The sequence below is a fragment of the Chloracidobacterium sp. genome, from assembly GCA_016716305.1.
Taxonomy (GTDB): domain Bacteria; phylum Acidobacteriota; class Blastocatellia; order Pyrinomonadales; family Pyrinomonadaceae; genus OLB17.
The window spans coordinates 2,454,406-2,477,132 of record JADJWP010000002.1; the positions used below are offsets into that span (position 1 = coordinate 2,454,406).

General features: G+C 54.9%; 19 protein-coding genes. 17 read left to right on the forward strand and 2 right to left on the reverse strand.

Annotation, left to right across the window (positions count from 1 at the left end):
• Nucleotides 1–13 precede the first annotated feature (13 nt).
• The 9 genes from pstA (at nt 14) to IPM28_13240 (ending at nt 8,166) form a co-directional block, all read left to right on the forward strand.
• On the forward strand, nt 14–859 hold the full coding sequence (gene pstA / locus IPM28_13200) for a phosphate ABC transporter permease PstA (protein MBK9173938.1): 846 nt from the start codon (nt 14–16) through the stop codon (nt 857–859).
• Nucleotides 860–884: 25 nt separating this feature from the next.
• On the forward strand, nt 885–1,643 hold the full coding sequence (locus IPM28_13205) for a phosphate ABC transporter ATP-binding protein (protein MBK9173939.1): 759 nt from the start codon (nt 885–887) through the stop codon (nt 1,641–1,643).
• A gap of 52 nt (nt 1,644–1,695) precedes the next feature.
• Entirely contained in the window at nt 1,696–2,361 is a 666-nt protein-coding gene (gene phoU / locus IPM28_13210) for a phosphate signaling complex protein PhoU (protein MBK9173940.1), read from the forward strand.
• Nucleotides 2,362–2,509: 148 nt separating this feature from the next.
• Entirely contained in the window at nt 2,510–3,130 is a 621-nt protein-coding gene (locus IPM28_13215) for a DUF47 domain-containing protein (protein ID MBK9173941.1), read from the forward strand.
• 42 nt (nt 3,131–3,172) lie between these two features.
• Nucleotides 3,173–4,249, forward strand: a complete 1,077-nt coding sequence (locus IPM28_13220) for an inorganic phosphate transporter (protein ID MBK9173942.1) — start codon at nt 3,173–3,175, stop codon at nt 4,247–4,249.
• Nucleotides 4,250–4,359: 110 nt separating this feature from the next.
• Nucleotides 4,360–5,472, forward strand: coding sequence for a quinolinate synthase NadA (gene nadA / locus IPM28_13225; GenBank protein ID MBK9173943.1), 1,113 nt, complete (start codon nt 4,360–4,362; stop codon nt 5,470–5,472).
• A gap of 66 nt (nt 5,473–5,538) precedes the next feature.
• Nucleotides 5,539–5,790, forward strand: a complete 252-nt coding sequence (locus IPM28_13230) for a ferredoxin (protein MBK9173944.1) — start codon at nt 5,539–5,541, stop codon at nt 5,788–5,790.
• Nucleotides 5,791–5,912: 122 nt separating this feature from the next.
• Complete coding sequence (locus tag IPM28_13235; protein ID MBK9173945.1) at nt 5,913–7,520, forward strand: YbaY family lipoprotein; 1,608 nt, start codon at nt 5,913–5,915, stop codon at nt 7,518–7,520.
• Nucleotides 7,521–7,635: 115 nt separating this feature from the next.
• Entirely contained in the window at nt 7,636–8,166 is a 531-nt protein-coding gene (locus IPM28_13240; GenBank protein MBK9173946.1) for a hypothetical protein, read from the forward strand.
• A gap of 34 nt (nt 8,167–8,200) precedes the next feature.
• Here IPM28_13240 and IPM28_13245 read toward each other — a convergent pair whose 3' ends face one another.
• Nucleotides 8,201–8,548, reverse strand: a complete 348-nt coding sequence (locus IPM28_13245; protein MBK9173947.1) for a Rieske 2Fe-2S domain-containing protein — start codon at nt 8,546–8,548, stop codon at nt 8,201–8,203.
• Nucleotides 8,549–8,724: 176 nt separating this feature from the next.
• On the opposite strand from IPM28_13245, the gene IPM28_13250 reads away from it, so the two are divergent.
• From IPM28_13250 to IPM28_13275, 6 genes are all read left to right on the forward strand, one after another.
• The gene (locus tag IPM28_13250) at nt 8,725–9,057 is read left to right on the forward strand and encodes a hypothetical protein (GenBank protein MBK9173948.1); all 333 of its coding nucleotides are present in this window, start codon (nt 8,725–8,727) and stop codon (nt 9,055–9,057) included.
• 113 nt (nt 9,058–9,170) lie between these two features.
• Nucleotides 9,171–9,632 (forward strand): CBS domain-containing protein, encoded by a 462-nt coding sequence (locus IPM28_13255; protein ID MBK9173949.1) that lies wholly within the window; start codon nt 9,171–9,173, stop codon nt 9,630–9,632.
• Nucleotides 9,633–9,641: 9 nt separating this feature from the next.
• Entirely contained in the window at nt 9,642–10,577 is a 936-nt protein-coding gene (locus tag IPM28_13260; protein ID MBK9173950.1) for a VWA domain-containing protein, read from the forward strand.
• Between the two features lie 7 nt (nt 10,578–10,584).
• Entirely contained in the window at nt 10,585–10,944 is a 360-nt protein-coding gene (locus tag IPM28_13265) for an Hsp20/alpha crystallin family protein (GenBank protein MBK9173951.1), read from the forward strand.
• A gap of 94 nt (nt 10,945–11,038) precedes the next feature.
• On the forward strand, nt 11,039–13,474 hold the full coding sequence (gene lon / locus IPM28_13270; GenBank protein ID MBK9173952.1) for an endopeptidase La: 2,436 nt from the start codon (nt 11,039–11,041) through the stop codon (nt 13,472–13,474).
• A 274-nt stretch (nt 13,475–13,748) separates the two neighbouring features.
• The gene (locus tag IPM28_13275) at nt 13,749–17,018 is read left to right on the forward strand and encodes a VCBS repeat-containing protein (protein ID MBK9173953.1); all 3,270 of its coding nucleotides are present in this window, start codon (nt 13,749–13,751) and stop codon (nt 17,016–17,018) included.
• A gap of 97 nt (nt 17,019–17,115) precedes the next feature.
• Here the strand turns inward: IPM28_13275 and IPM28_13280 are convergent, their stop codons facing one another.
• Nucleotides 17,116–18,948 carry a tetratricopeptide repeat protein gene (locus tag IPM28_13280; protein MBK9173954.1) on the reverse strand — a complete coding sequence of 611 codons (1,833 nt, stop codon included), beginning with the start codon at nt 18,946–18,948 and terminating at the stop codon, nt 17,116–17,118.
• 244 nt (nt 18,949–19,192) lie between these two features.
• Here IPM28_13280 and IPM28_13285 point away from each other — a divergent pair, with 244 nt between their 5' ends.
• A complete protein-coding gene (locus IPM28_13285; protein ID MBK9173955.1) occupies nt 19,193–21,304 on the forward strand; it encodes a carboxypeptidase regulatory-like domain-containing protein in 2,112 nt (703 codons plus the stop codon).
• Between the two features lie 341 nt (nt 21,305–21,645).
• Nucleotides 21,646–22,692 (forward strand): rod shape-determining protein, encoded by a 1,047-nt coding sequence (locus tag IPM28_13290; GenBank protein ID MBK9173956.1) that lies wholly within the window; start codon nt 21,646–21,648, stop codon nt 22,690–22,692.
• Nucleotides 22,693–22,727 lie beyond the last annotated feature (35 nt).

Genomic DNA, 22,727 nt, shown 5'->3' on the forward strand with positions numbered 1-22,727 from the left:
AGCCTAGAGACCGATGTCAGAAACTGTTTCGACAGGACATAGCAGAAGAAAGTTGGTCAATCTTGTAATGACCACACTTACCGCATTGTGCGCGACATTTGCGACGGCGGTGCTTTTGATCATCATCGGATACATTGCCTATCAGGGCATTTCTTCGCTCAGCATCGAGTTCATCACGGATACCCCAAAACCGGTCGGCGAAGGCGGCGGTATCGGCAACGCGATCGCGGGCTCGGCGATGATGACCGCGCTCGCTTCGCTGATCGGCCTGCCGATAGGGATCGCCGCAGGCGTTTATCTGGCCGAATTTGGCAAGAATTGGTTCGGAAACATTGTGCGGTTCGTGGCCGATACGTTGATCGGGGTGCCGTCGATAATCATCGGGATCTTTATTTATACGGCGATCGTAATGCCGATGGGCCGGCAGTCGGGCCTTGCCGGAGGCCTTGCTCTCGCGATCATAATGATCCCGATCGTTACACGTACGACCGAGGAAATGATCAACCTTGTGCCACATTCGATGCGCGAAGGAGCTCTCGCTCTCGGAGCACCGCAATGGCGCGTCTCGTGGAATATTGTGCTGCCGGCTGCGGCCTCAGGCATCGCGACCGGTGCGATGCTTTCGATCGCCCGCATCACGGGCGAAACGGCTCCGCTGCTGTTCACTGCCCTGAACAGCCGCTTTTACAATTTCTTCTATGATCAGCCGATGTCGTCGTTGACCGTACAGATCTACAATTTTGCGACCGGGCCATTCGAGGTCGAGCACGCAATGGCGTGGGCCGCGACCTTGCTTCTTGTCGGGCTTATTTTGTTTATCAATATCGTAGTCAGGTTTTTGACCCGGAAAAAATATTAGTGAGGGCACGGGCTCGAGCAACCAGATGGAAAGTAAGATCAGCATTTCGGACCTGAATTTTTTTTACGGCAAAGAGCAGGCGCTGTTTGATATTGCGCTTGAGATCCCTCACCGCGAGGTTGTCGCTTTCATCGGCCCGTCGGGCTGCGGTAAATCGACATTTTTGCGGACGCTCAACCGGATGAATGACACTATCCCGATAGCCAAGGTCTCGGGAACGGTAATGATCGACGGCGAGAACATCTACGCGCCCGGTACCGACGTCGTCGCACTTCGCAGAAAGGTCGGGATGGTCTTTCAGAAATCGAATCCGTTCCCGAAATCGATCTTTGAGAACGTCGCTTACGGTATACGGATCAACAACATTCACTCGAGCAAAACCGATCTTTCGAACCGGGTCGAGAAGGCGCTTCGTGACGCCGCTCTTTGGGATGAGGTCAAGGACAGGCTGACCACATCTGCTTTCGGCCTGTCCGGCGGACAGCAGCAGCGATTGTGCATCGCCCGGGCATTGGCGGTTCAGCCCGAGGTCATTCTAATGGACGAGCCTGCCTCGGCACTCGATCCGATCGCGACACAAAAGATCGAAGAACTGGTCGTTGAATTAAAGCGGCAATATACGATAGTCATCGTTACACATAACATGCAGCAGGCGGCACGAGTTTCGGACCGAACGGCTTTCTTCATGCTCGGGAAGCTTATTGAATATAATCCGACGCAAAAGATGTTTCAGAATCCGGACGAGAAGCTGACCGAAGATTATATTACCGGCCGTTTCGGATAACGCCGTACATATTCAGCTTTTGTGATCAACTTATTGTGGTAGATTAATACGAATGGAACGCAGGATCTTAGATCAACAACTTGATGTTTTGCGCGACAAGATACTCTTGCTCGGCGGCGCTACCGAGGCAGCCGTTCACCGTGCGATGCAGGCTCTGACCGAACGCGACAGCGTACTCGCCAAGCAGGTCCTCGAGGAAGATAAGGTCATTGACCAGATGGAACTCGAGATCGACAGGATGAGCATCGAGATACTCGCCCTTCAGCAGCCCGCGGCGCACGACCTGCGATTTGTCATCTCGGTCGCAAAGATCACGCCGATTCTCGAACGGATCGCCGATCATGCCGGCAGCATTGCCGAAGCTGCATTGATCTTGAACGACGAACCGCCGATCAAGAAAAGCTATGTCGAATTCCCGATGATGGCAAATACTGCGGCAGAAATGCTCCGGACCGCACTCGATGCGTTTACCCGAGAGGATTCGCAGGTATCGCGTGATGTGATCAAGCGCGACAAGGAGATCGACGAAAGCTATCGCCGCGTATTTAACGAACTGCTCGAGTTGATGATCGACGATCCGGCGGTCACGCCCGGAGCGGCTCACCTGCTATTCGTGGCGAAACACCTCGAGCGGATCGGCGACTACGTTAAAGACATCTGTGAGCTAAACGTTTATCTGCGCGAAGCTGCCTTTATAAAACACAGCCGCAAGTTCTAGCAATTCGAAAGTACGGCAATGTACCGCTCCTAATTCGAGCGGCTTTTTACATTTTTCCGTGTCAAGTTACTCTCATCGATAGACATACCCGATTCGCTTGGTTATATTTTAGGCGCAATCCCTCGAATTCAAATGGAGTGTTTAACAGATGGCGTTTAGCTTACTGCCCCGCGCCGACGTTTACTTTATTTTCTTTTCTCAAATGTCCGAGAAGATAATGGCAGCGTCCGGGATCTTGGTCGAAATGTTCGATAGCGAACCCGGCGATTTTTCGCCGTATACGAAGCGCATCAAGGACGTTGAACATGAATGCGACCAGATAATGCATGAGATCACGACCAAGCTCAACAAGTCGTTCATAACACCTTTTGACAGGGAAGATATTTACCATCTTTCTGTCGCGCTCGATGACATCTGCGATTACATCGATGCCGGAGCCCGGGCGATCGTGATGTATGACATCAATGAGTTCAACGATCATGCCCGATCTTTGGCGAGAGTTATCTGTGAACTTGCGACCGAGATAAATGCAGCCGTCGGCCTGTTGAAGTCGCCAAACGGGATGAATGCTCACATAGTTGAGATCCACCGATTGGAGAATGAAGCTGATGATATTTATTTTCGGGCGATCGGCGAGCTGTTCAGGAGCGGATCTGACCCGATCTCACTCATCAAATGGAAGGAGCTTTATGAGATCCTTGAAAACGCGACCGACCGGTGTGAAAGCGTTGCCAACATAATCGAAAGCATAGTCCTCAAACACAATTAAGAGCAGCAGGCTTCGCTCAGTTTCGAATACCGTTCTGATCATATGGAAGGACAAACGGCAGCTCTGAGTCTCGTGGTGCTGATAATCTTTATCGCACTGGTCTTCGACTACGTAAACGGATTTCACGACGCCGCCAATTCGATCGCAACGGTCGTTGCTACACGCGTGCTCTCGCCGGGCGTTGCGGTTGTGTGGGCTGCGTTTTTCAATTTCATCGCCTTTATTGTCTTTGGAACTGCCGTTGCCAAGACCATCGGCGGCGACATGGTCAATATCGCCGTTATACCAGGTAATGATCAGCTTTTTGTTCTCCTCGCGGGGGTTTTAGGGGCAACGATATGGAACATCATTACCTGGTGGCTCGGGCTTCCGACTTCTAGTTCGCATGCGCTCGTCGGAGCTTATGCAGGTTCGGCCATCGCGTCGTACATTTGGCATTTTGGTCTCAATAACGTCGAGACGGTATTGAAAGCCTCAGGATGGATAAAAACCCTGAGCTTTATCGTCTTGTCCCCGCTCATCGGGATGCTGCTCGGGTTTGCCTTTATGGTTGCGGTTTATTGGATCTTTCATAAGGTCTCGATAAACAAGGTCGATCGGGGCTTTCGCGTTGGTCAATTGTTTTCGGCGGCCGCATATTCCCTCGGGCATGGCGGCAACGATGCGCAAAAGACAATGGGCATAATCACGATCGTCTTGGTTGCCGGAGGTTTTCTTCAAATGGCTCCCGGCGGCAAATTGCCCGATGTGCCGCTTTGGGTCGTACTTTCGGCACATGCGGCGATCGCGCTTGGAACACTTTCGGGCGGATGGCGGATCGTCAAAACGATGGGAACAAAGATCGTGAAATTGCAGCCCGTCGGAGGATTTTGCGCAGAGACCGCGGGTGCGATCACACTGTTCGGTGCGACCGCCGCCGGAATTCCCGTTTCAACCACACATACCATTACCGGATCTATCGTTGGGGTTGGCACGGCAAAGCGATTCTCGGCGGTCAAATGGGGCGTTGCGGGGCGGATCGTTTGGGCCTGGGTTCTCACGATCCCGATGGCCGGGCTGATCGCGGCCGCCTCATATGGGATCATCCTGATCATCGAAAAATTAACAGGTCACATATAGAAAGCCGTTCCAAGCTGCCGATTTCTTGCGAATCGCCGATCAAGGTGACATCATTCTCATTTGAGCATCGATAGATATCATTTATTCGGCTTCAAGGATTCGGAGGGAAAATGTCAGCGGTAACGACGCGATCAGCGGTTCTGGAAGATTACTTGGTAATGTCCGATGCGGAGATCGCAGCTCGGATCGAGGAGGCACGCCGCATCCTCGGTAAACGTGTCGTGATACTCGGGCATCATTACCAGCGTGACGACGTGATCAGGCACGCTGACCTGACCGGCGATTCTTACCAATTGTCCGTGATGGCCTCGCAGACCGAAGCCGAGTACATCGTCTTCTGCGGCGTTCATTTTATGGCCGAGTCGGCCGATGTGGTCGGTAAGGATTTTCAGCGGGTGATCTTGCCGGACCTCGGAGCGGGATGTTCGATGGCCGACATGGCATCGATCGATCAGGTCGAAGATGCCTGGGAGCAGCTTCGCGACATCGGCGTGCTCAAAAACAAGGTTGCCCCGATAACCTATATGAATTCGACCGCAGCGATCAAGGCATTCTGCGGCCGTAACGAGGGTGTTGTCTGCACATCTTCGAATGCCGTTCCGCTTTTCGACATTTATCTCAAAGAGTTCGACAAAATGTTCTTCTTTCCAGATCAGCATTTGGGACGAAATACCGGTGCTAAGTTCGGAATTCCGCTCGATAAGATGGCGCTCTGGAACCCGCACGAAGAACTCGGCGGCAATACCGAAGAACAGCTCCACGATGCAAAGCTGATACTTTGGCGGGGCCATTGCTCGGTCCACGGCCGGTTCAAGCCATGGCATGTCGATAAGATACGCCAGGAGGTTCCGGGCGTTAAGGTGCTCGTCCACCCCGAATGCACACGCGAAGTGGTCGAGGTGAGCGACCTTGACGGTTCGACAAGTTTCATAATCAAGACGGTCGAGAATTCCCCTCCCGGTTCGAAATGGGCGATCGGCACGGAAGTAAATCTCGTCAATCGGCTAGCCCAGCGGTTTCCCGACAAAGAGATCCACCTGCTCGCGCCCGATCTCTGCATGTGTGCGACAATGTATCGGATCGCTCCGCAAAATCTGGCGTGGGCGGTCGAAAACCTCATCGACGGCGTCGTCGTCAATGAGATCGTCGTCGACGACGAAACCAGGCACTTTGCAAAGGTCGCCCTCGATCGGATGATCGAGTTAACAGAAACGAGGAAATAGCGACGGCTTAGTGAGGCGATACACGGTCCGACAGGCCGGGTCCACGAGATCTCCGTATAAAGATCGATGGCCCAGATCAAGAACAGATTACCCGAGAACGCTCCCGGCAAATTCTACGTCGATCGCGAATGCATCGACTGCGACGTTTGCCGCGATACTGCCCCAGCCAATTTCACCCGCAATGACGACAACGGTTATTCATACGTTCTTCGTCAGCCGAATTCCCCCGAAGAGACGGCGTTATGTCTTGAAGCAATGCTCGCATGTCCGGTCGAAGCGATCGGCGACGACGCCGCAGAATCCGCTGCTGCCCGGTAAGCCCGGTCAGATCCTTGGTTTTGAAAAATAAACGCCGCAAGGTGCTAAAATACTAGCATCTAATGATCCACTCCCGGTTCGAAACGGTACTTGAAATTATTTTTTATCAGGGGGAAACTTTTATGAAAACACGAATTTTAATGGGGCTGATACTGCTATTGGGAATTTCTGCGGTGTCAAACGGACAGACGCCTTGGCTCGACAGGCCGCTAACTACGAATTGGAATAACGGAAACGGAAACGTGCCATCGGCGCCGAGAAATGCGTCGCCGATCGAAGGAAAATGCCAGGAGCAGATCCGCGCGCCCGAATCATTGGCGGATCGGGCGATCACGCGAGCGGGCTGGTCATTATTCGGAGCCACTCAGTCGTACGGTGCTGTCACGGTCGTGATGGCAATGGCGAGCGTGGACGGGATGTGCAGGCCGAATCAATACAACGGGTTCGTTTTTGTCAACAACCGCTTTGCCGGGACGCTTGCGCCCGCTCCGGTCAACTCGCGAACCGATGGCGCCCTCGGGCGGGTCATTCTGAATAACCAAAGGGAGTTGATCGCCGAATTTGCACGCTACACATCGAACGACGCTCTTTGCTGCCCTTCGCAATCGAGCCTTGTCTCTTATTCGATCTCGACCGGAACGAGGCCGATCCTAAAGGCCGACGATGTATCGACCACTGCTGTCTGCCAAACAAATGAAACGCCGGAAGTCCCGGAAAATGCGGTCACCGGCACGGTCACCTATCGGCAGCGAAGCGCACTTCCTCCGACCGCGGTACTCAATATAAAGCTGATCGATGTTTCGAGGGCAGATGCCCCTTCAACGACGATCGCCGAGGAGAACATCGAAACCGCAGGCAAACAGGTTCCGATCCCGTTTCAGCTCGAATATGAAGCACGTCAGATCCGCGAGCGGAATCGATATGCGGTCAGGGCCGAGATCAGCGACGGCGGCAGACTTCTGTTTACGACCGACACGAATTATCCGGTGATCACGCAGGGAAACCCGAAGACCGTCGAACTGACGCTGGTACCTGTGGGCAGCGGTACTGGCCCGGGTCGAGGTTCGGGCGTGATAAGCGGAACGGTGACCTATCTTCAGCGGATAGCATTACCGCCAAACTCAGAGGTGACCGTCAGGCTGATGGATTCTGCTGAACCCGAGGGAACTCCTGTCGCCGAAACGACCTTTGCCGTGACGACCCGGCAGGTCCCGCTGCCGTTCGAACTGCGATACGAGCAGCGCGACATCAATCGGCAGAAAGAGTATGAGCTTCAGGCCGAGATACGAACTGAAGGCACTGTCCGATTTCGGACCGAGCGCGGTCAGCCCGTCACGCTCCGCGGGGCACCGACGGCAAATATCGCTCTCGTTCTGGTACCGGCAGCTTCGACGCCCGAGGTCATAACAGGCAAGAGCCTGAATGCTTCCAAGTTTGGCACGGGTTCGATGCAGATCGAGGGCCGCGGTGCCGAACTGGTCGTTCGCGGGAACGTGACCATCCGAACGGATGGCACGGCGACCGTTTCGATCAGCCGGCTGAACGGTACGATCAATTTCACCGGCAAATTGGTAGCGTTCGACGCAAATTCGGCTCGAATTACGGTCGAAAGTTCAGGTGATGCTGATGCGAGCGGCGAGATCGAGATCCGCTACAGCGGCAGATCGTTGAACTCGATCACCGGCAATGCGCTCATCCTCGACGGGCAAAACGTGACGCTTCGGTTTTAGGAAAAGTTAAAGGCAGTTTGCTTTAACGGCGGATCCCCATTTGAGGGGTTCCGCCTTTTTTTCGCAAAAATGCGGACCTCCGGCAGTCAATATTGCTGTAACGGAGTCAATAGTTATGGGTTTTGTAGAAAACAAGTACAAGAAGGTCAAGCCGATAAAGCAGGTACATCGCAACAGCTGCTGGGCGGCATGCCTCGAATGGTGGCAGAAGGCGAACGGGTTTTCGACCGTTTATTCACAAAAGAGCTTGCGAGCCGAAGCCGACATAAAGGCAATGTATAAGAGCAACAGCGTCACCGGCGAAACATTCAAAAAGAGCCACGACGATTACGGAACGCTCGAAAAGCACGAACTTCTGAGCATCTTCAATCAGCCGCGTTTCAATATGACGGTGCTTGAGAGTCCCGCCCCTTCGGGCGAGCTGATCGAGGTCGTACTCAGCGTTAATGGGCCGATAATTCTGGGCTACTATGACGGAGTGGTGATGGGCAATCATGTCAACGTGATATGCGGATACGACCCCGATTTTCAGTTCGTTGAGGTGATGGAGCCGCGGACAGGGAAATTCGTTGAAAAAGGCCTGAGCGAGTTTTTGGGCGGGACCGACCCGAACGTGCTTGCGTGGAAGTGGTTCTTTAGCGGCTAAAGCGGCATCAGAGGCGGCGCGGCCGGTTCGCTATTCAGATCGTTATCCTGATCCAGCCGTCCTCGATAGCGACGTCAAATCGCTCGAGCGAACAGCCGGCCTTGGTATAACACTCGCCATTTCTTACATCAAAACGCCAGCCATGGTGTTCGCATTCGACTATGTTTCCGTAAAGGCGCGAATCAGCGATCGGGTATCCTTTATGAGGGCAAAAATTCTCGATCGCGTGAAATTGCCCACCAACATTGAACAATGCGATCTCGCTGCCGTCTTTCATTTTTACGGTCGCGCCGCGGCCGACAGGTACCGATTCGGCCCGTCCGACGGTGATCGTGCGCCCTTCGCGGGGCGGCTTTCGCTTGTTTTCCCTCGACTTTCCCATTTCTCGAACTGCGGCAAGCTGCGATCTATATTAAATGCCCGTTTACCGCCAACAATATAGAATAACGCGCCGGCCGCAGCATCTCACGCCCGCGGGAGGCGAAAATTTGTTTTCCTTGCTTTATAAGCCTAGACTACCGTATGGCGAATACGGCAGAAATAGCTTAAGGAGCTAAAATGTTCGAATACACATATAGAATCAAAGAAGCGGACGGCTCTTGGAAGGAGGTTCAGAAAGGCGATCCAGAGTACGATTCGCATTTCGTTGCCGAGTATGACGATTACGGAAATCTCATTCGTGAGGTTCCCGTTGGCGATGGCGCGGACATAATAGTTACTTTCGTCACGTATGACAACGGTAAAACCTATGCCAATGATCAAGAGCGGTGGTTGGAGCGTTGGCAGGACTTCGATGTTGAGAAGCTTTACGAGCACCCGACATTGAAGGAGTCGATTGCTGAGAAACTGCGTGAGTTTTGGGAAAAGTGGGGTCCAAAACGCCGTTCCTAATACGATCTCGACACCATAGCTCGAGCAGTAGCGCTTTTTAAGATGAGGGGCAAGGGTTAACATATGGTAAGACAGTCGACATAAAACAAAATAAAAGAACGGAGCAAATTGCGATGACCGAAGCGACAAAGAACGAGCGCGTTAAGTGCCGCGAGATAATGACTTCGAGCGTCCGGACGGCGACCGGTGAAATGCCGCTGAGCGAGGTCAGCGTACTGATGCGCGACGGCGACATGGGCTCTGTGCCTGTTATGGCCGGCGATAGACTGATCGGGATAGTCACCGACCGCGATATCGTCGTCAGGGCCGTGGCTGAGGGCAAGCCGCCGACCACGCCGGTGTCCGAAGTGATGACGACCGAGATCTTTTCGGTCGGGCCGGATGATTTTGTGTTCGAGGCGATCCGGCTGATGGGTGACAAACAGGTCCGCCGCATCCCTGTCGTGAACGAAGACGGTTCGCTCGCGGGCATCATTGCAATGGCCGATATCGCCCTCGGAATGGAGGACGAACGCGAGATCGCCGAAACGCTGGAAGAGATCTCAAGCGGCGTCGCATTTTGGAGCAAGGACTGAGTTCGTAGCATGAGAATTCGAGCGTCAACCGTTCTAACGGTCATAATCATCATTACTCTCGTCGGGTTCACTCGTGCTCAGGAGAAATTGAATGTAAGTTCGATCCCAGCATGCGACGGCAGCAATTCAAGGGTTACGATACACACTGGATTGCGAGGGGTCGTTACTAAAGACTATGTCACAAATCTAACGGTTGATAAGTTTCGACTCTCAGGAGACGAAGGTGAATATGCAATCAAGTGTTTCTCGCAACCGGATCAACCGCTCGTAGTTGGTCTGATAATTGACTATTCAAGTTCTTCGAAAAAAGAGAGCATCGAACAAGGCCTGAAGGCAATTGCTCGCTTTATCGAAATCAGCAACGAGAAGAACGTCTATTTTGCAGTTGGTTTTTCAGGAAGCCCATTTTTGCTGCTGGCGCCAACTGAGGACCGCAAACAAGTCGGTTCTGTGCTTGTCAAGGCAGCTTCCGAGAGGACCAGAGGCAAGACAGCTTTTAATGACGGCATTGATTTTGCGTTACGGAATATACCGCCGAACAAGGAAATGCGCCGGGTCTTTATTGTATTGTCGGACGGTGCCGAGAATTTTTCGAAAAATAGCAACCGTAATGAACTCAAGAGCAGATTGATAGATGCAAATGTTGCCCTGTTCGTGCTCTCACCTGACCAGGAACCAGGCAGTTTTTATTCTGGTGACTTTGAAGTAGCGTCGAAGGTTCATTCGCTTGTTGCTGGTACTGGCGGATGGTATGCAAAGTTCTACGATGAGACCGGAATCGATCGATTATTGGTTCGATTGGGAAGGATGTTACGGAGTCAGTACACAATAGGAATTGACCCTGCGTTGCCGACTCGCAAATGGCGACCGTTTAAGCTCGAGGTCAAGCTGCCCGATAATTTCGAGCAGATCACGCTGGTCGGATTGGAGAGTTTTTACTTCTAAATGCGGTATGGCGAAAGCATTCAACAGGCATTTCCAGTTTCTCGGCTCGTCAAAAGGGGCGAAGCCGTCGGGACGATTGTGGTTTCCGGCTGCTGACGTTTACGAGACCGCCGAGGGCTGGGTCGTCAAGGTCGAGCTTGCCGGCGTTGCGGCCGAAGATGTCGAGATCGAGGTGAACGGCAATGTCCTGTACATCGCCGGCTGCCGCAAAGACCGCTCGTGCGCGGCCGGAGCCGCGTATCACCAAATGGAGATCACCTATAGCCGTTTCGAGAAGACTCTGCAGTTTCCATCGTCGATCGAGGGCGTAAAGCTTGACCACATGTTCGAGAATGGCTTGTTGATCATAAGGCTGAAAAAGGCCTGACCTGCCGCGCAGGTGACGCCTATCAGCTGCCGACATACATCCAAGGACCGGGAAACGCGCTATGGCCGATGAAACAACAAAAGATCCGCTGACGATGACCGAGGTCGACCTGCCGAAAAATCTCGAGATCGCCATCCTTCCGCTTCAGAATACGACCCTTTTTCCCGATACGGTCGTGCCGTTGGCCGTCGGCCGCGAACGCTCGATGCGTGCGGTCGAATCAGCTCTTGCAAACGAAGAAAAGCTGCTCGGCTGCATCACGACCAAGACCGAGAACGTTACGGGCGACGAAGCGACCTACGACGATCTGTATCAAGTCGGTACCATTGTCAACATAAAGCGGATGATGCGCAACGAAGGCGTGATGCAGCTCATCGTCCAGGGGCTCGAGCGTTTCCGCATCACTGAATGGCAAACGGATCAGCCGTTCCTAAAGGCAAAGATCGAGGTCTTACCCGAGCTGACACGGATCGACGAAGAAGAGATCGAAGCGCTCAAGCGGAACATACATCAAATGATCCAGCAGGCGCTCGCACTGCTGCCGCAGGTGCCGCCCGAGATACGGATGGCCGTGATGACCCAGCAAGATCCGGTCCAGTTGTCATACTTCATGGCGTCGGTCCTCGACCTCGGCAATGAGACCGAGCAGAAGATGCTGGAAGCGGGAACCGTTGACGAACTCCTTTCGCTTACGCACGGTGCTCTTGCACGCGAACTCGAGATAATGCAGATCCGGTCAAAGATCGCGACCGAAGCGCAGACCGAGATGGACAAATCGCAGCGCGATTACATTCTCCGTCAACAGATGAAGGCGATCCAGAAGGAACTTGGCGAGGATGGCGACAGCGGCGAAAAGGCCGAGGCCGAACAGCTTCGCGAACGGCTCGAGACGGCCGATCTTCCGGATGATGTCCGCAAGGAAGCCAACCGCGAACTGAAACGGATGGAGGCGCTGCCGCAATCGGCGCCCGACTATCATGTCATCCGAACCTATCTTGAATACGTCCTCGAGCTGCCATGGCGAAAGGCGAGCGAAGAAAAGCTTGACCTGAACGAGGCCCGCAGGATACTCGACGAAGATCATTACGGCCTCGAAGATGTAAAGGAACGCATACTCGAGTCGCTGGCGGTCGTAAAGCTTCGGCCCGATTCCAAGAGTCCGATCCTGCTCTTCGTCGGCCCTCCGGGCGTCGGCAAAACATCGCTCGGACGTTCGATCGCCCGTTCGCTTGGACGCGAGTTCGAGCGGATGTCGCTTGGCGGTATGCGTGACGAAGCCGAATTGCGAGGCCACCGCCGGACCTATATCGGCGCAATGCCGGGCAGGATCATACAGGCACTTCGCCGCGTTGGCGTAAACAATCCGGTGATGATGCTCGACGAGATCGACAAGCTCGGCAACGACTATCGCGGCGACCCATCGGCCGCGCTGCTCGAGATACTCGATCCGGCGCAGAACAACACGTTTCGAGATAATTATCTCGATCTGCCGTTCGATCTCTCGAAGGTGTTTTTTATCGCGACGGCAAACTCGCTCGGCCCGATCCCGATGCCGCTCAGGGATCGAATGGAGATCATCCAGATCGCCGGCTACAGCGACCGCGAGAAACTTAATATCGCTAAGCAATACCTTATTCCGCGGCAGTTGAGCGAAAACGGATTGAAACCGGAACAGCTCGAGATCGCGGACGACGCGGTCAATCTTCTGACCGCTCGGTACACGCGTGAGGCAGGGGTTCGGCAGCTCGAACGTACTATAGGCAATCTTGCCCGAAAGATAGCACTCAAGGTTGCCGAGGGGTCGACGGAAAAGGTGACGGTAAATGCCGCGTCGGTGAAAGAATATCTCGGCGCGCCGCGGTTCTTTCCGGAATCGGCCCGCGTCGATATGCCGCCCGGCGTAGCAACGGGCATGGCATGGACCGAGATGGGCGGGCAGGTGCTCTTTATTGAAGCAACACTTCTTCCCGGCTCCGGCGGCCTTACTCTGACCGGTCAGCTTGGGGACGTGATGAAGGAATCGGCACAGGCCGCCCGAAGTTACCTTTGGTCGCACGCATCCGAATTTGGCATCGACCCCGAGAAGATCAAGCAGAACGGAGTTCATCTTCACGTCCCGGCCGGAGCGATCCCGAAGGACGGCCCGAGCGCGGGCGTAACGATGGCGTCTGCGCTTGCTTCGCTATACACCGGACGCAAGGTACGTAACGATACGGCGATGACGGGCGAGATAACATTGTCGGGTTTGGTGTTTCCGGTCGGCGGTATCAAGGAAAAGGTCCTCGCAGCTCATCGTGCGGGTATTTCGAGGATAATCCTGCCGGCACAAAACGAATCGGACATCGACGATATTCCGGAAGATGTCCGGAAAGAACTCGAGATCATTCCCGCTCACCGCGTGAGCGACGTCCTTAAAGCCGCCCTTGAAGAAGGCGTTGAAGAAACCAAGACCGAGGAATTCACTTTCAAGCCTCATGACGGCAAACCGACAGAGGCCCCGACCGATCAACTGATCGCGAGGGAAAAATAGTCGGTCCTCCGCGAAACAGTACGGCGATAGTGCTCTTTTCGTTTTACCGCGCGGCACGCGTGTTTCCATTCAAATCACCTTGCGGCTAAAACACCGAAAAGGCTCCGTTCCCTTGCCGCCACCAGCTGCAGACACGATAGTGTGACCTCTTTTTGAAATACCGCGATACCTCCAAGAGTTGTGTACGTTTAAAAAATCTTTGTCCGACTGCTTTCGAAAGTTACGCATATCCGATCAAGAAATCGTAATTTTCAAAAAGTGATCGGAGGAGAGTATGCGTCTTAGAGCGAAGGAAAGATGGTTGGTGATCGGATCGATGGTTTGCCTTGCTGCCATTGGCGTAAACGCAGCGAAGGTGACATTGGCGGACACGGACCGCCGCAATAATGGGCGCCTTCGGCAATCGGTGCCCGACGCAAACGCGGCAGGCGGACAGGTTGATCTGGTCGGGCCGGTAGGCAGCGGGCAATTTGGAGCACAGGTCGCGGTGCTGCCGAATGGCAATATAGTTGTGACCGATCCGCTTTTTGATCTTCCGGGGCCGATCGCGGATGTCGGCGCGGTTTACCTCTACGACGGAAACACACTCTCCGAGATCAGCCGTTTGACCGGCAGCGCCGCGGGTGATCGAGTCGGGAGCAGTGGAATCACGGTGTTATCGAATGGAAATTACGTGATAATGAGCTCAGGTTGGAACAATGGTGCAGCGACGTCCGCGGGCGCGGTAACATTCGGAAATGCGAAGACCGGCATTTCCGGAATGGTTTCAGCCGCAAATTCGCTCATCGGATCGACGACGTTGGATGAGGTTGGAGGAAATGGGGTCACAAAGCTGTCGAACGGTAACTATGTTGTGCCCAGTCCGAATTGGGATGCCCCAGGCGCAGCCAATGCCGGCGCCGCGACATTCGGCAATGGCAATACGGGTGTTACGGGCACCGTTTCCGCGGCGAATTCGCTTGTCGGTTCGACCGCGAACGATAGTGTCAGCCTTGCTATCACCGCCCTTACAAATGGAAATTACGTTGTGAGCAACCCCAATTGGGATGGCCCGGGTGCCGTCAATGCGGGTGCCGTAACTTTCGGGAACGGCACGATCGGGACATCGGGAACCATTTCTGCGGCCAACTCGCTTGTCGGTTCGACAGCGAACGATACCCTCGCCGGTGTCGGAGCAGGTAGCGCCGTCACCGCCCTCACGAATGGCAACTACGTCGTTACGAGCACGCGGTGGGATGCCCCCGGGGTCGTAGATGCCGGTGCCGCAACATTCGGGAACGGAACGACCGGGGTCTCGGGACCAATTTCCGCGGCCAATTCGCTTATCGGTTCGACCGCGAACGATCGCATCGGGAACTTTGGCACCAGCACAGGCAGCGGGGTTACCCCCCTGGCGAATGGGAATTATGTTGTGGTAAGCCAATTCTGGAATGCTCCGGGTGCGGCCCTTGCGGGTGCCGCAACGTTTGGGAACGGAACGACCGGGACTACGGGCACCGTATCTGCGGCGAATTCGCTTGTCGGTTCGGCCGCGAACCACAACGTAGGAAGTAGTGGCGTGACCGCACTGACGAACGGGAATTATGTTGTGTCCAGCCGCCAATGGGATGGCCCGGGTGCGTTACAGGCCGGTGCCGCAACTTTCGGGAACGGAACTACAGGGATCTCGGGAACCATTTCCGCGGCCAATTCGCTTGTCGGTACGAGGGCAAGCGATAGCGTCGGTACCGGCGGCATCATCGCATTGACCAACGGCAATTATGTTGTGATCAGCCCGGTTTGGGCGAGTGCCACCGCATCTGCGATCGGTGCCGTAACGCTGGGGAATGGCACAACCGGGATCTCGGGAACCATTTCCTCGGCCAATTCGCTGATCGGTTCGACGGCGCAAGATCGAGTCGGGGGCGGCGGCGTGACAGCACTAACAAATGGGAATTATGTTGTGGCGACACCCGAGTGGGATGCCCCGGGTGTAGTAAATGTCGGCGCTGTAACTTTAGGGAATGGCGCTACGGGTGTAACTGGCACCATTTCCGCGGCCAACTCGCTTGTCGGTTCGACCGCAGCGGATTTTGTTGGCTCTAACAATGGCGGCAACAGCAGCGTCGTCGCCCTCACGAATGGGAATTATATTGTGGCCAGCGTGAGCTGGGATTCCCCGGGCGCAGCCGATGTCGGAGCGGTGACATTCGGCAACGGCACTACGGGCGTGACCGGCGCAGTTTCCGCGGCCAATTCGCTAGTTGGTTCGACCGCGAGCGATAGCGTCAACTTCGTTATCCTCGGCCTCACGAATGGAAATTACGTGGTACGCAACCCGAATTGGGATGCCCCGGGTTTAGTAAATGCCGGTGCCGTGACTTTCGGCAACGGCACGATCGGGACCTCGGGCACTATTTCCGCGGCCAAATCGCTTGTCGGTTCGACAGCGAGCGATCAGGTCGGAAGCGGTGGCGTTACCCCGCTAACAAACGGAAGTTACGTGGTAAGCACTCCTGGCTGGGATAACGGTGCAACAGCAAACGCTGGCGCTGTCACATACGGGATCGGGTCCGGGGGTACATCCGGACCGATAAGTTCCAGCAATAGCGTTGTGGGAACTGTAACCGGAGTCCTTAGTTTCTCGTCCACTCTTTCAAACGGCCGTATGGTTGTCGGGCAACGTTTAAGGAATATCGTAACGGTCTTTGACCCCGATCCGGCTACGGTTCGATCGCCTTTCGACTTTGACGGAGACGGGAAGACGGACGTTGGTATCTTTCGTCCGGGGCCGGCTGAGTGGTGGTATCGGAGAAGCTCTGACGGACAGGTCCCGGCACTTCAGTTCGGCACCTCTACCGACGCGATCGCACCGGTCGATTACACCGGCGACGGAAAGTCGGATGTGGCGTTCTTCCGTCCGACCACGGGCGAGTGGTTCATCCTGAGATCTGAGGACGGATCGTTCTATTCGTTCCCGTTCGGCGGAGCGGGCGACACACCCGTCCCGGCGGACTACGACGGCGACGGCAAGGGCGATGTCGCGGTCTTCCGTTCGACCAACAACACATGGTACATCCAGCGTTCGTCCGACCTCGGGGTCTCGATCATCACCTTCGGAGCCTCGGGCGACCTGCCGGTGACGGCCGACTATGACGGCGACGGCAAATCGGACATCGGCATCTTTCGTCCGGGCCCGGGCGAATGGTGGTATCTGCGGTCGTCTGACGGCGGCAACCGTGCTTTCCAGTTCGGGACATCGACCGACAAGACGGTGGTCGGCGACTACACCGGAGACGGCAAGGCAGACGCTGCGTTCTTCAGGCCGACCACGGGTGAATGGTTCATCCTGAGATCGGAGGACGGCTCGTTCTACTCGTTCCCGTTCGGCGGAGCAGGCGACACACCGGTTCCCGGCGACTACGACGGCGACGGAAAGACGGACGCTGCGGTCTTCAGGCCGTCATCGGCGACGTGGTTCATGCTCGGCTCGACCTCGGGCACGCAGATCATCCCGTTCGGTGCCGCCACCGACCGCCCGATCCCGAATGCGTTCGTGAGGTAAGGGCCGATTACCTAAAGGCAACGGTTCCGGCGTTGGTCAGTACCTCGGCGTTCTCAGCGGACGCCGAGGCTTTTCGATTCTAGCCGATGAACTTTGATCAATTGACGTTCCGTCTTGCCCGGAACCGCGGATCTAACTGGATCGCTCGCTCGAACTGTCGTTCCGCGAGAGCGGTCATACCGACACTCTTCAGGCGGAGGCCGAGCATCCAATAAAAGTAAGGATCGCGAGGCGTTGCCCGTTCGCCTTTTTGCTCGAATATCCTTGCCGCTTCCGGCTTTCCGAGCGTGCTTGCTGCGCCGGCAAGATAGTAGTTTACGAGCACCAAACCCGGATTACGGTTCGCAGCATCGTTCCAGACCGCAACAGCATCTTCCTTTCGACCGATCTGCCAGAGCGATTCGCCTTTTTCCTCTAATGCGGTGATCAGGTCGGAACGCTCCGCGAGCGCCTGATCGAGGCTCGTCAACGCTTCGTCGTGCCGGCCCAAACGGTTCAATATCGCACCGCGATAATAGAGGCTCAACGCTTTCTCCCGGCCTTCCTGATATTCCGCGGCGGCGGCGAGCGCGGTAACTGCTTTTGCTGTATCGCCGGAGAGATATTCGAGCCAGGCAAATTTTGGCAGGGCAAAAGCATTGGTGAAGAGCCCCCATTTTGCCGCAGTTCGGTAATGCTCTTTTCCGGATGCGATCGCGGCACTGTCAGCCGGGCTCAGCCACTGCCTTGGATCGGCCTGAGCAAGAGCAAGTTCGTCGGGCAGCCGTATGCTCTCGAAGGCGATGTTCCCGGCACGCTCGTGAAACCTCACCCAGCCGCTATGGGCATTCATGCCGATCCATGCTGCCGAAAAGGTCAGAAATAACCACCCGGCGAGCGTGATCGTTCCGGAGGTCTTGAGGCTGTAGCGATAGAAGGCGAGGTTGCCGGAGCGAAACAAGCGGACCGTTCGGAGAGCGACAAACGTTGTGACAATGGCAACCCCAAGTGCCATCAGCATTGGAACGAGCTGATAAACATTCCACACGGCGAGAAAGGCGGCAAAGAAAACTACGGCGGCGAAGATCTCTTCGGGCCAGGTGATCGAATAATTTCGAGGCACGGTCTGTTTCACGCCGACCGCAGGCTTTCCGAAACCAAAGTACAAGGCTTCGTTCGGACATACACTGACGCAATCCATGCACTTCATACAGCCAGGATCGACGACCATGCCATACTGCTTAACCTCGGCATGAACGATAACATTGGACGTACACGTCGCGGTGCAGTGTCCGCATTGATTACATGCGTCAGTTACCCTTATTCGCCCGGGTGCGACCTTATCGGCGATCCCGAAAAAGCCGCCGTAGGGGCAGCCGTAGGTGCAGAATCCTTTCGAGCCCAGAAAATAAACGGTCATGAAGCCGCAAATGAAAAGGAATGGGATCGCTACCGAGACGGGCGGGAAGGTCGCCCAGAATTCGGTCGTGACGAGATGGTTGGTGAATTGCGGGATTAGAGGTTCATTAGGCGTTTTCGTAATGTAGCGGGAAAACGTTGGCCAAATGAACATGTAAAGAGCAACGATCAACGGAACCCAAACTAGGAGTCGCGAGCGAAAGGGACGCGGAGTAAGCCCGACCTTTTTGAGCATCCAGGCACATAGGTCCTGAAGCGAGACGACATGGCAGCCCCAGCCGCAGATAAAGCGCCCGAAAATGAGCGTGGCGGTTATGGCCAAGGCGAAGAAGATCGCACCGGCATTGACCGCACCTGTCTGAAGCGTATACATCGCTTCCGATGGTTCGATCGGTGAGATCGTTTTTCCCATTACCGCCCATTGAACGATGTGGGCAATCATCAGTAGATTGAGAGCGATCAGCGCAGCCGCACGCCAGCGGCTGGTACGAGACGCACGAATATCGTTTTTTTCGGGTGGGCTGCCTGGCAAAACAGGCAGCGGAACAGATCTTTTTTTAGATACCCTTTGGCCTTCACAACCGCTTTTCATATGTCATTTATGGTTTATTACCGATGCTTTTGCTGCAAAACAAGCCCGTACCGGCAGAAGTGAATTGCCCAAAAGGGTTGATTTAATCACCTAAAAGAGTGTAAAAGAAAAGAACGTTTTTAGAAAACGACTCCGAACAAGGGGTTAGGTCTCCACTAAGCCGAACAGGCACCAATCCGACACTATGCTCAAAACTATAGCGACAGCGTTTCTTCCCTTTCTGATCTTCTTTGGTAATGGCACGGTCGATCTCTTGACCGGCCTTGACCAATATGGCCCCAAGGCAAACACCGGCATTCTTGAAAAGATGATCGTCGCCGAAGGTACGGTCGTAATGGATGTCGATCTCAATCGCCTCAGCCGGCCTAACGCGGGCAAGACCCGATCAGTCCTGACATCGATGCGTTTCGGCATTGTAAACGATTCGTTCTTTACGGTGATGCTTTACAACGATGAGGTTCGAGGGCCGATTCCGAGTTCGATGGAGATCGTGCCTGAGCAATCGGCCGCGCTGCCTTCGAGGACAAGAAGTATCTCGCGCAATCTGATGTTCGAACGTACAGAGGTCGGGGCTCCGCACGAGCTTGCCGTCCGCGACACCAATTCAGGCTTGTTGTTGTTCTATGTAGAGGGGCATGAATACAGTTTTGAACCGGGAAGAGACATTTTGGACATCCACTCGGGACGCCTGGTCTTGTCGTACGACTATGCATCTGAGCTTGGCCGTCCGTCAGATGCCGGAGCGATCGTCGGTTCCGTCTCGGTCCGGGCAACGATGAAGCCCATTGAGGTGACCGAGATCGTTGATGGTGATATCGTCTCGAACGTTATGCCGTCGATCAGTTCGGAAGAAGCGGGAACCGTTCCCGGCCCGGATGTGATCGTTGGCGATGTCAACGGCCTTGCTCAATTTGGCAGTGCGAGCGGTGGTTATGTCGGGCTTGCTCTTGGTACGGATTCATGTAACGCCGGCACGATCGACCTTAACTGGTTTGCCTTGCCGAACAACGATCATCCGGTCATCCCGCAAAATCTTTACCGAATGAGCGGCGGAGCCGATAACACGGAACGCTTTGAGCAGATCGGTCAGTCGAACGTTAAGCACGGCTTTACTGCACTCACGCAGAACATCTGCGGTTTCGGCTGCAATGGTGTCGGAGGCTCGCGGCTTGGTTCGGGATGTTCCGACCCCTATTCGGCAAACCTCAATGCAGGGCCGAGCCTTGGTTCGCGTGCGTGGATCAATCCGTTCACCGGTGCGTTCCCGCGAGGAGATTCGGCAACACCGCCGAACAGCCATACGGGCCATACACATCCGGGGCCGGCGCACCGAATACTTACGGAGATCGACGATCTTAACACTTCGCTCAACCAGGGTGCGACCTATTACGCCGAAGGCCAGTATGTAACACCGCATGAATACGCCTGGTGCGTCTCAAACCCGACACAGTGCAACATGTACAACAATGTCTCGTACCGGAGATATAACGTATCGGGAACCGCCAGCCCTTTTAGCTTTTCACCCGCGTCCTCGACGGTTCGCGGAAAAGCCGCGATAGACGCGTGGACGGGCTCGGTCTCGGTCGAGATCAGGCCTGCACCGGGAACAGACGGTATCGGGGCGATCGCCTACAAGGTAACGAATCCGTCGCCGGGCGTTTGGCATTACGAATACGTCATCTATAACCAAAATATCGATCGGGCGATCCAGTCGTTTTCGGTTCCGACGGGTGCCGGTGTAACGCTGAGCAACATCGGCTTCCATTCACCGCCGCAACACCCGGGCTGGTCCGGCGATGGAACGGTGGGTAATGCCGGTTTCAGCAACGCGCCTTGGGCCCAGTCGCAGGCCAATGGAATGATGACATGGAGTTCAGAGACCTTCGCACAGAACCCGAATGCGAATGCGATCCGCTGGGGAACGATGTACAGTTTCCGGTTTGATTCCAATCGTCCTCCGGTGACCAGGACCGGCACGATCGGGTTCTATAAGACCGGCGAACCGATCAATGTGCAGATCCAGGCACCGAGCAGCCCGTCAGTGAATGTGACCGTCTCAGGACGTGTAACGACCAATGACGGACGTGGCGTGAACCTCGCCGTGGTCTCGATGACCGATTCCGGTGGGAATGTGAGGTATACGCTCACAAATCCTTTCGGACATTACCGATTCCCGAACGTTGCGACCGGCGGTGTGTACACGGTTGCTGTCGGGTCGAAGCAGCATACGTTCGCATCGCAAAATGTGCCGGTCAACGACCACATTTCGGATCTGAATTTTGTCGCACAACCGTAACGGCCGGTGCGAAGTTTCAAACCTTAGAAAAAGACGGCTTCGACGCCGTCTTTTTTATTCTCCGATGACCGGAAAGCGAAGCAAAGCAGCAACTCCCGCTGCGGGCGTTCGCCGCGGTTCCCGATCGAACACGTTCCGACTTTACAAAAGTGGCGAAAAAACCAAAAGAAATAAAGGTTTACGGTGGAAAAATAAAGTCGAATGGGTGTATGCTGTTAGGTTAGTCGTTTGGGGATCTGGTCACTTCTAAAATCTTACCTTGTACGGTGTTTTGGGCGGGGACACTTTTCAAACAATCTTGATCTGCTAACGGGAGTTTTTATCCCCGGGATATATATAAAATGGCATTAAAATCGTTATTCAGTTTATTTTCCAGCGATCTGGCGATCGATCTTGGCACGGCAAATACGCTCGTTTATGCAAAGGGCCGCGGGATCGTAGTTTCCGAGCCGTCGATCGTTGCGATCAACAAGGTAACCAATCAGGTCGAAGCCGTCGGCCGAGACGCCAAGGAAATGCTTGGCCGTACGCCGGGCAACATAGTTGCGATCCGTCCGATGAAAGACGGTGTGATCGCTAATTTTGAGGTTACGGAAAAAATGCTGCAGCATTTCATCCGTAAGGCTCACAATGGCAAATCTTGGGTTCGGCCGAGGGTCGTTATCGGCATACCGTCAGAGATCACACAGGTCGAGCGTCGGGCGGTTGAAGATTCGGCCTACAGGGCGAAGGCCTCTGAGGTCTATTTGGTCGAGGAGGCGATGGCGGCTGCGATCGGCGCCGGACTGCCCATCACCGAACCACACGGGAACATGGTCGTCGATATCGGCGGCGGAACCACAGATATCGCCGTCATCTCGTTGTCGGGAATCGTTTATTCGCGTGCGGTAAGGGTCGCAGGCAACGAGATGGACGACGCGATCACGCAGTACATAAAACGTAAGTACAACCTTCTGATCGGCGAACGGACCGCCGAGGCGATCAAGATCGCATTGGGAAGCGCGTTTCCGCTGGAAGAGCCGCTTTCGATGGACGTTCGCGGGCGAAACCTGATCGAGGGAATCCCGAAGACGATCACGATGACCGACGAGGAGATCCGCGAAGCACTCTCGGACGCCGTCTCGACGATCATAAATGCGGTTCGTGTCGCACTCGAGCGAACACCTCCGGAACTCTCGGCCGATATCGTCGAACGCGGCATTGTCCTCACGGGCGGCGGTGCACTGCTCAAGAACCTCGACAAACGCCTGATGATCGAGACCGGGCTGCCTGTCGTGATCGCCGATGATCCTCTCTCGTCGGTCGTTTTAGGCACCGGCAAGATGCTTTCTGATATTGAACTATTGAAACGCGTCAAATGGGACAATTCGTTGATGACCGGGAGCTAAAGAGGAACAAGAATGCGGGATTTAGGGTAAAGGAT

Coding starts and splice junctions, on each gene's coding strand:
- IPM28_13240 (MBK9173946.1), top strand. CDS start 7,636: ATGGGTTTTGTAGAAAACAAGTACAAGAAGGTCAAGCCGATAAAGCAG.
- IPM28_13220 (MBK9173942.1), top strand. CDS start 3,173: ATGGAAGGACAAACGGCAGCTCTGAGTCTCGTGGTGCTGATAATCTTT.
- IPM28_13230 (MBK9173944.1), top strand. CDS start 5,539: ATGGCCCAGATCAAGAACAGATTACCCGAGAACGCTCCCGGCAAATTC.
- IPM28_13235 (MBK9173945.1), top strand. CDS start 5,913: ATGAAAACACGAATTTTAATGGGGCTGATACTGCTATTGGGAATTTCT.
- lon (MBK9173952.1), top strand. CDS start 11,039: ATGACCGAGGTCGACCTGCCGAAAAATCTCGAGATCGCCATCCTTCCG.
- nadA (MBK9173943.1), top strand. CDS start 4,360: ATGTCAGCGGTAACGACGCGATCAGCGGTTCTGGAAGATTACTTGGTA.
- IPM28_13260 (MBK9173950.1), top strand. CDS start 9,642: ATGAGAATTCGAGCGTCAACCGTTCTAACGGTCATAATCATCATTACT.
- IPM28_13245 (MBK9173947.1), bottom strand. CDS start 8,548: ATGGGAAAGTCGAGGGAAAACAAGCGAAAGCCGCCCCGCGAAGGGCGC.
- IPM28_13290 (MBK9173956.1), top strand. CDS start 21,646: ATGGCATTAAAATCGTTATTCAGTTTATTTTCCAGCGATCTGGCGATC.
- IPM28_13265 (MBK9173951.1), top strand. CDS start 10,585: ATGGCGAAAGCATTCAACAGGCATTTCCAGTTTCTCGGCTCGTCAAAA.
- IPM28_13255 (MBK9173949.1), top strand. CDS start 9,171: ATGACCGAAGCGACAAAGAACGAGCGCGTTAAGTGCCGCGAGATAATG.
- IPM28_13285 (MBK9173955.1), top strand. CDS start 19,193: ATGCTCAAAACTATAGCGACAGCGTTTCTTCCCTTTCTGATCTTCTTT.
- IPM28_13250 (MBK9173948.1), top strand. CDS start 8,725: ATGTTCGAATACACATATAGAATCAAAGAAGCGGACGGCTCTTGGAAG.
- IPM28_13205 (MBK9173939.1), top strand. CDS start 885: ATGGAAAGTAAGATCAGCATTTCGGACCTGAATTTTTTTTACGGCAAA.
- IPM28_13215 (MBK9173941.1), top strand. CDS start 2,510: ATGGCGTTTAGCTTACTGCCCCGCGCCGACGTTTACTTTATTTTCTTT.
- IPM28_13275 (MBK9173953.1), top strand. CDS start 13,749: ATGCGTCTTAGAGCGAAGGAAAGATGGTTGGTGATCGGATCGATGGTT.
- phoU (MBK9173940.1), top strand. CDS start 1,696: ATGGAACGCAGGATCTTAGATCAACAACTTGATGTTTTGCGCGACAAG.
- pstA (MBK9173938.1), top strand. CDS start 14: ATGTCAGAAACTGTTTCGACAGGACATAGCAGAAGAAAGTTGGTCAAT.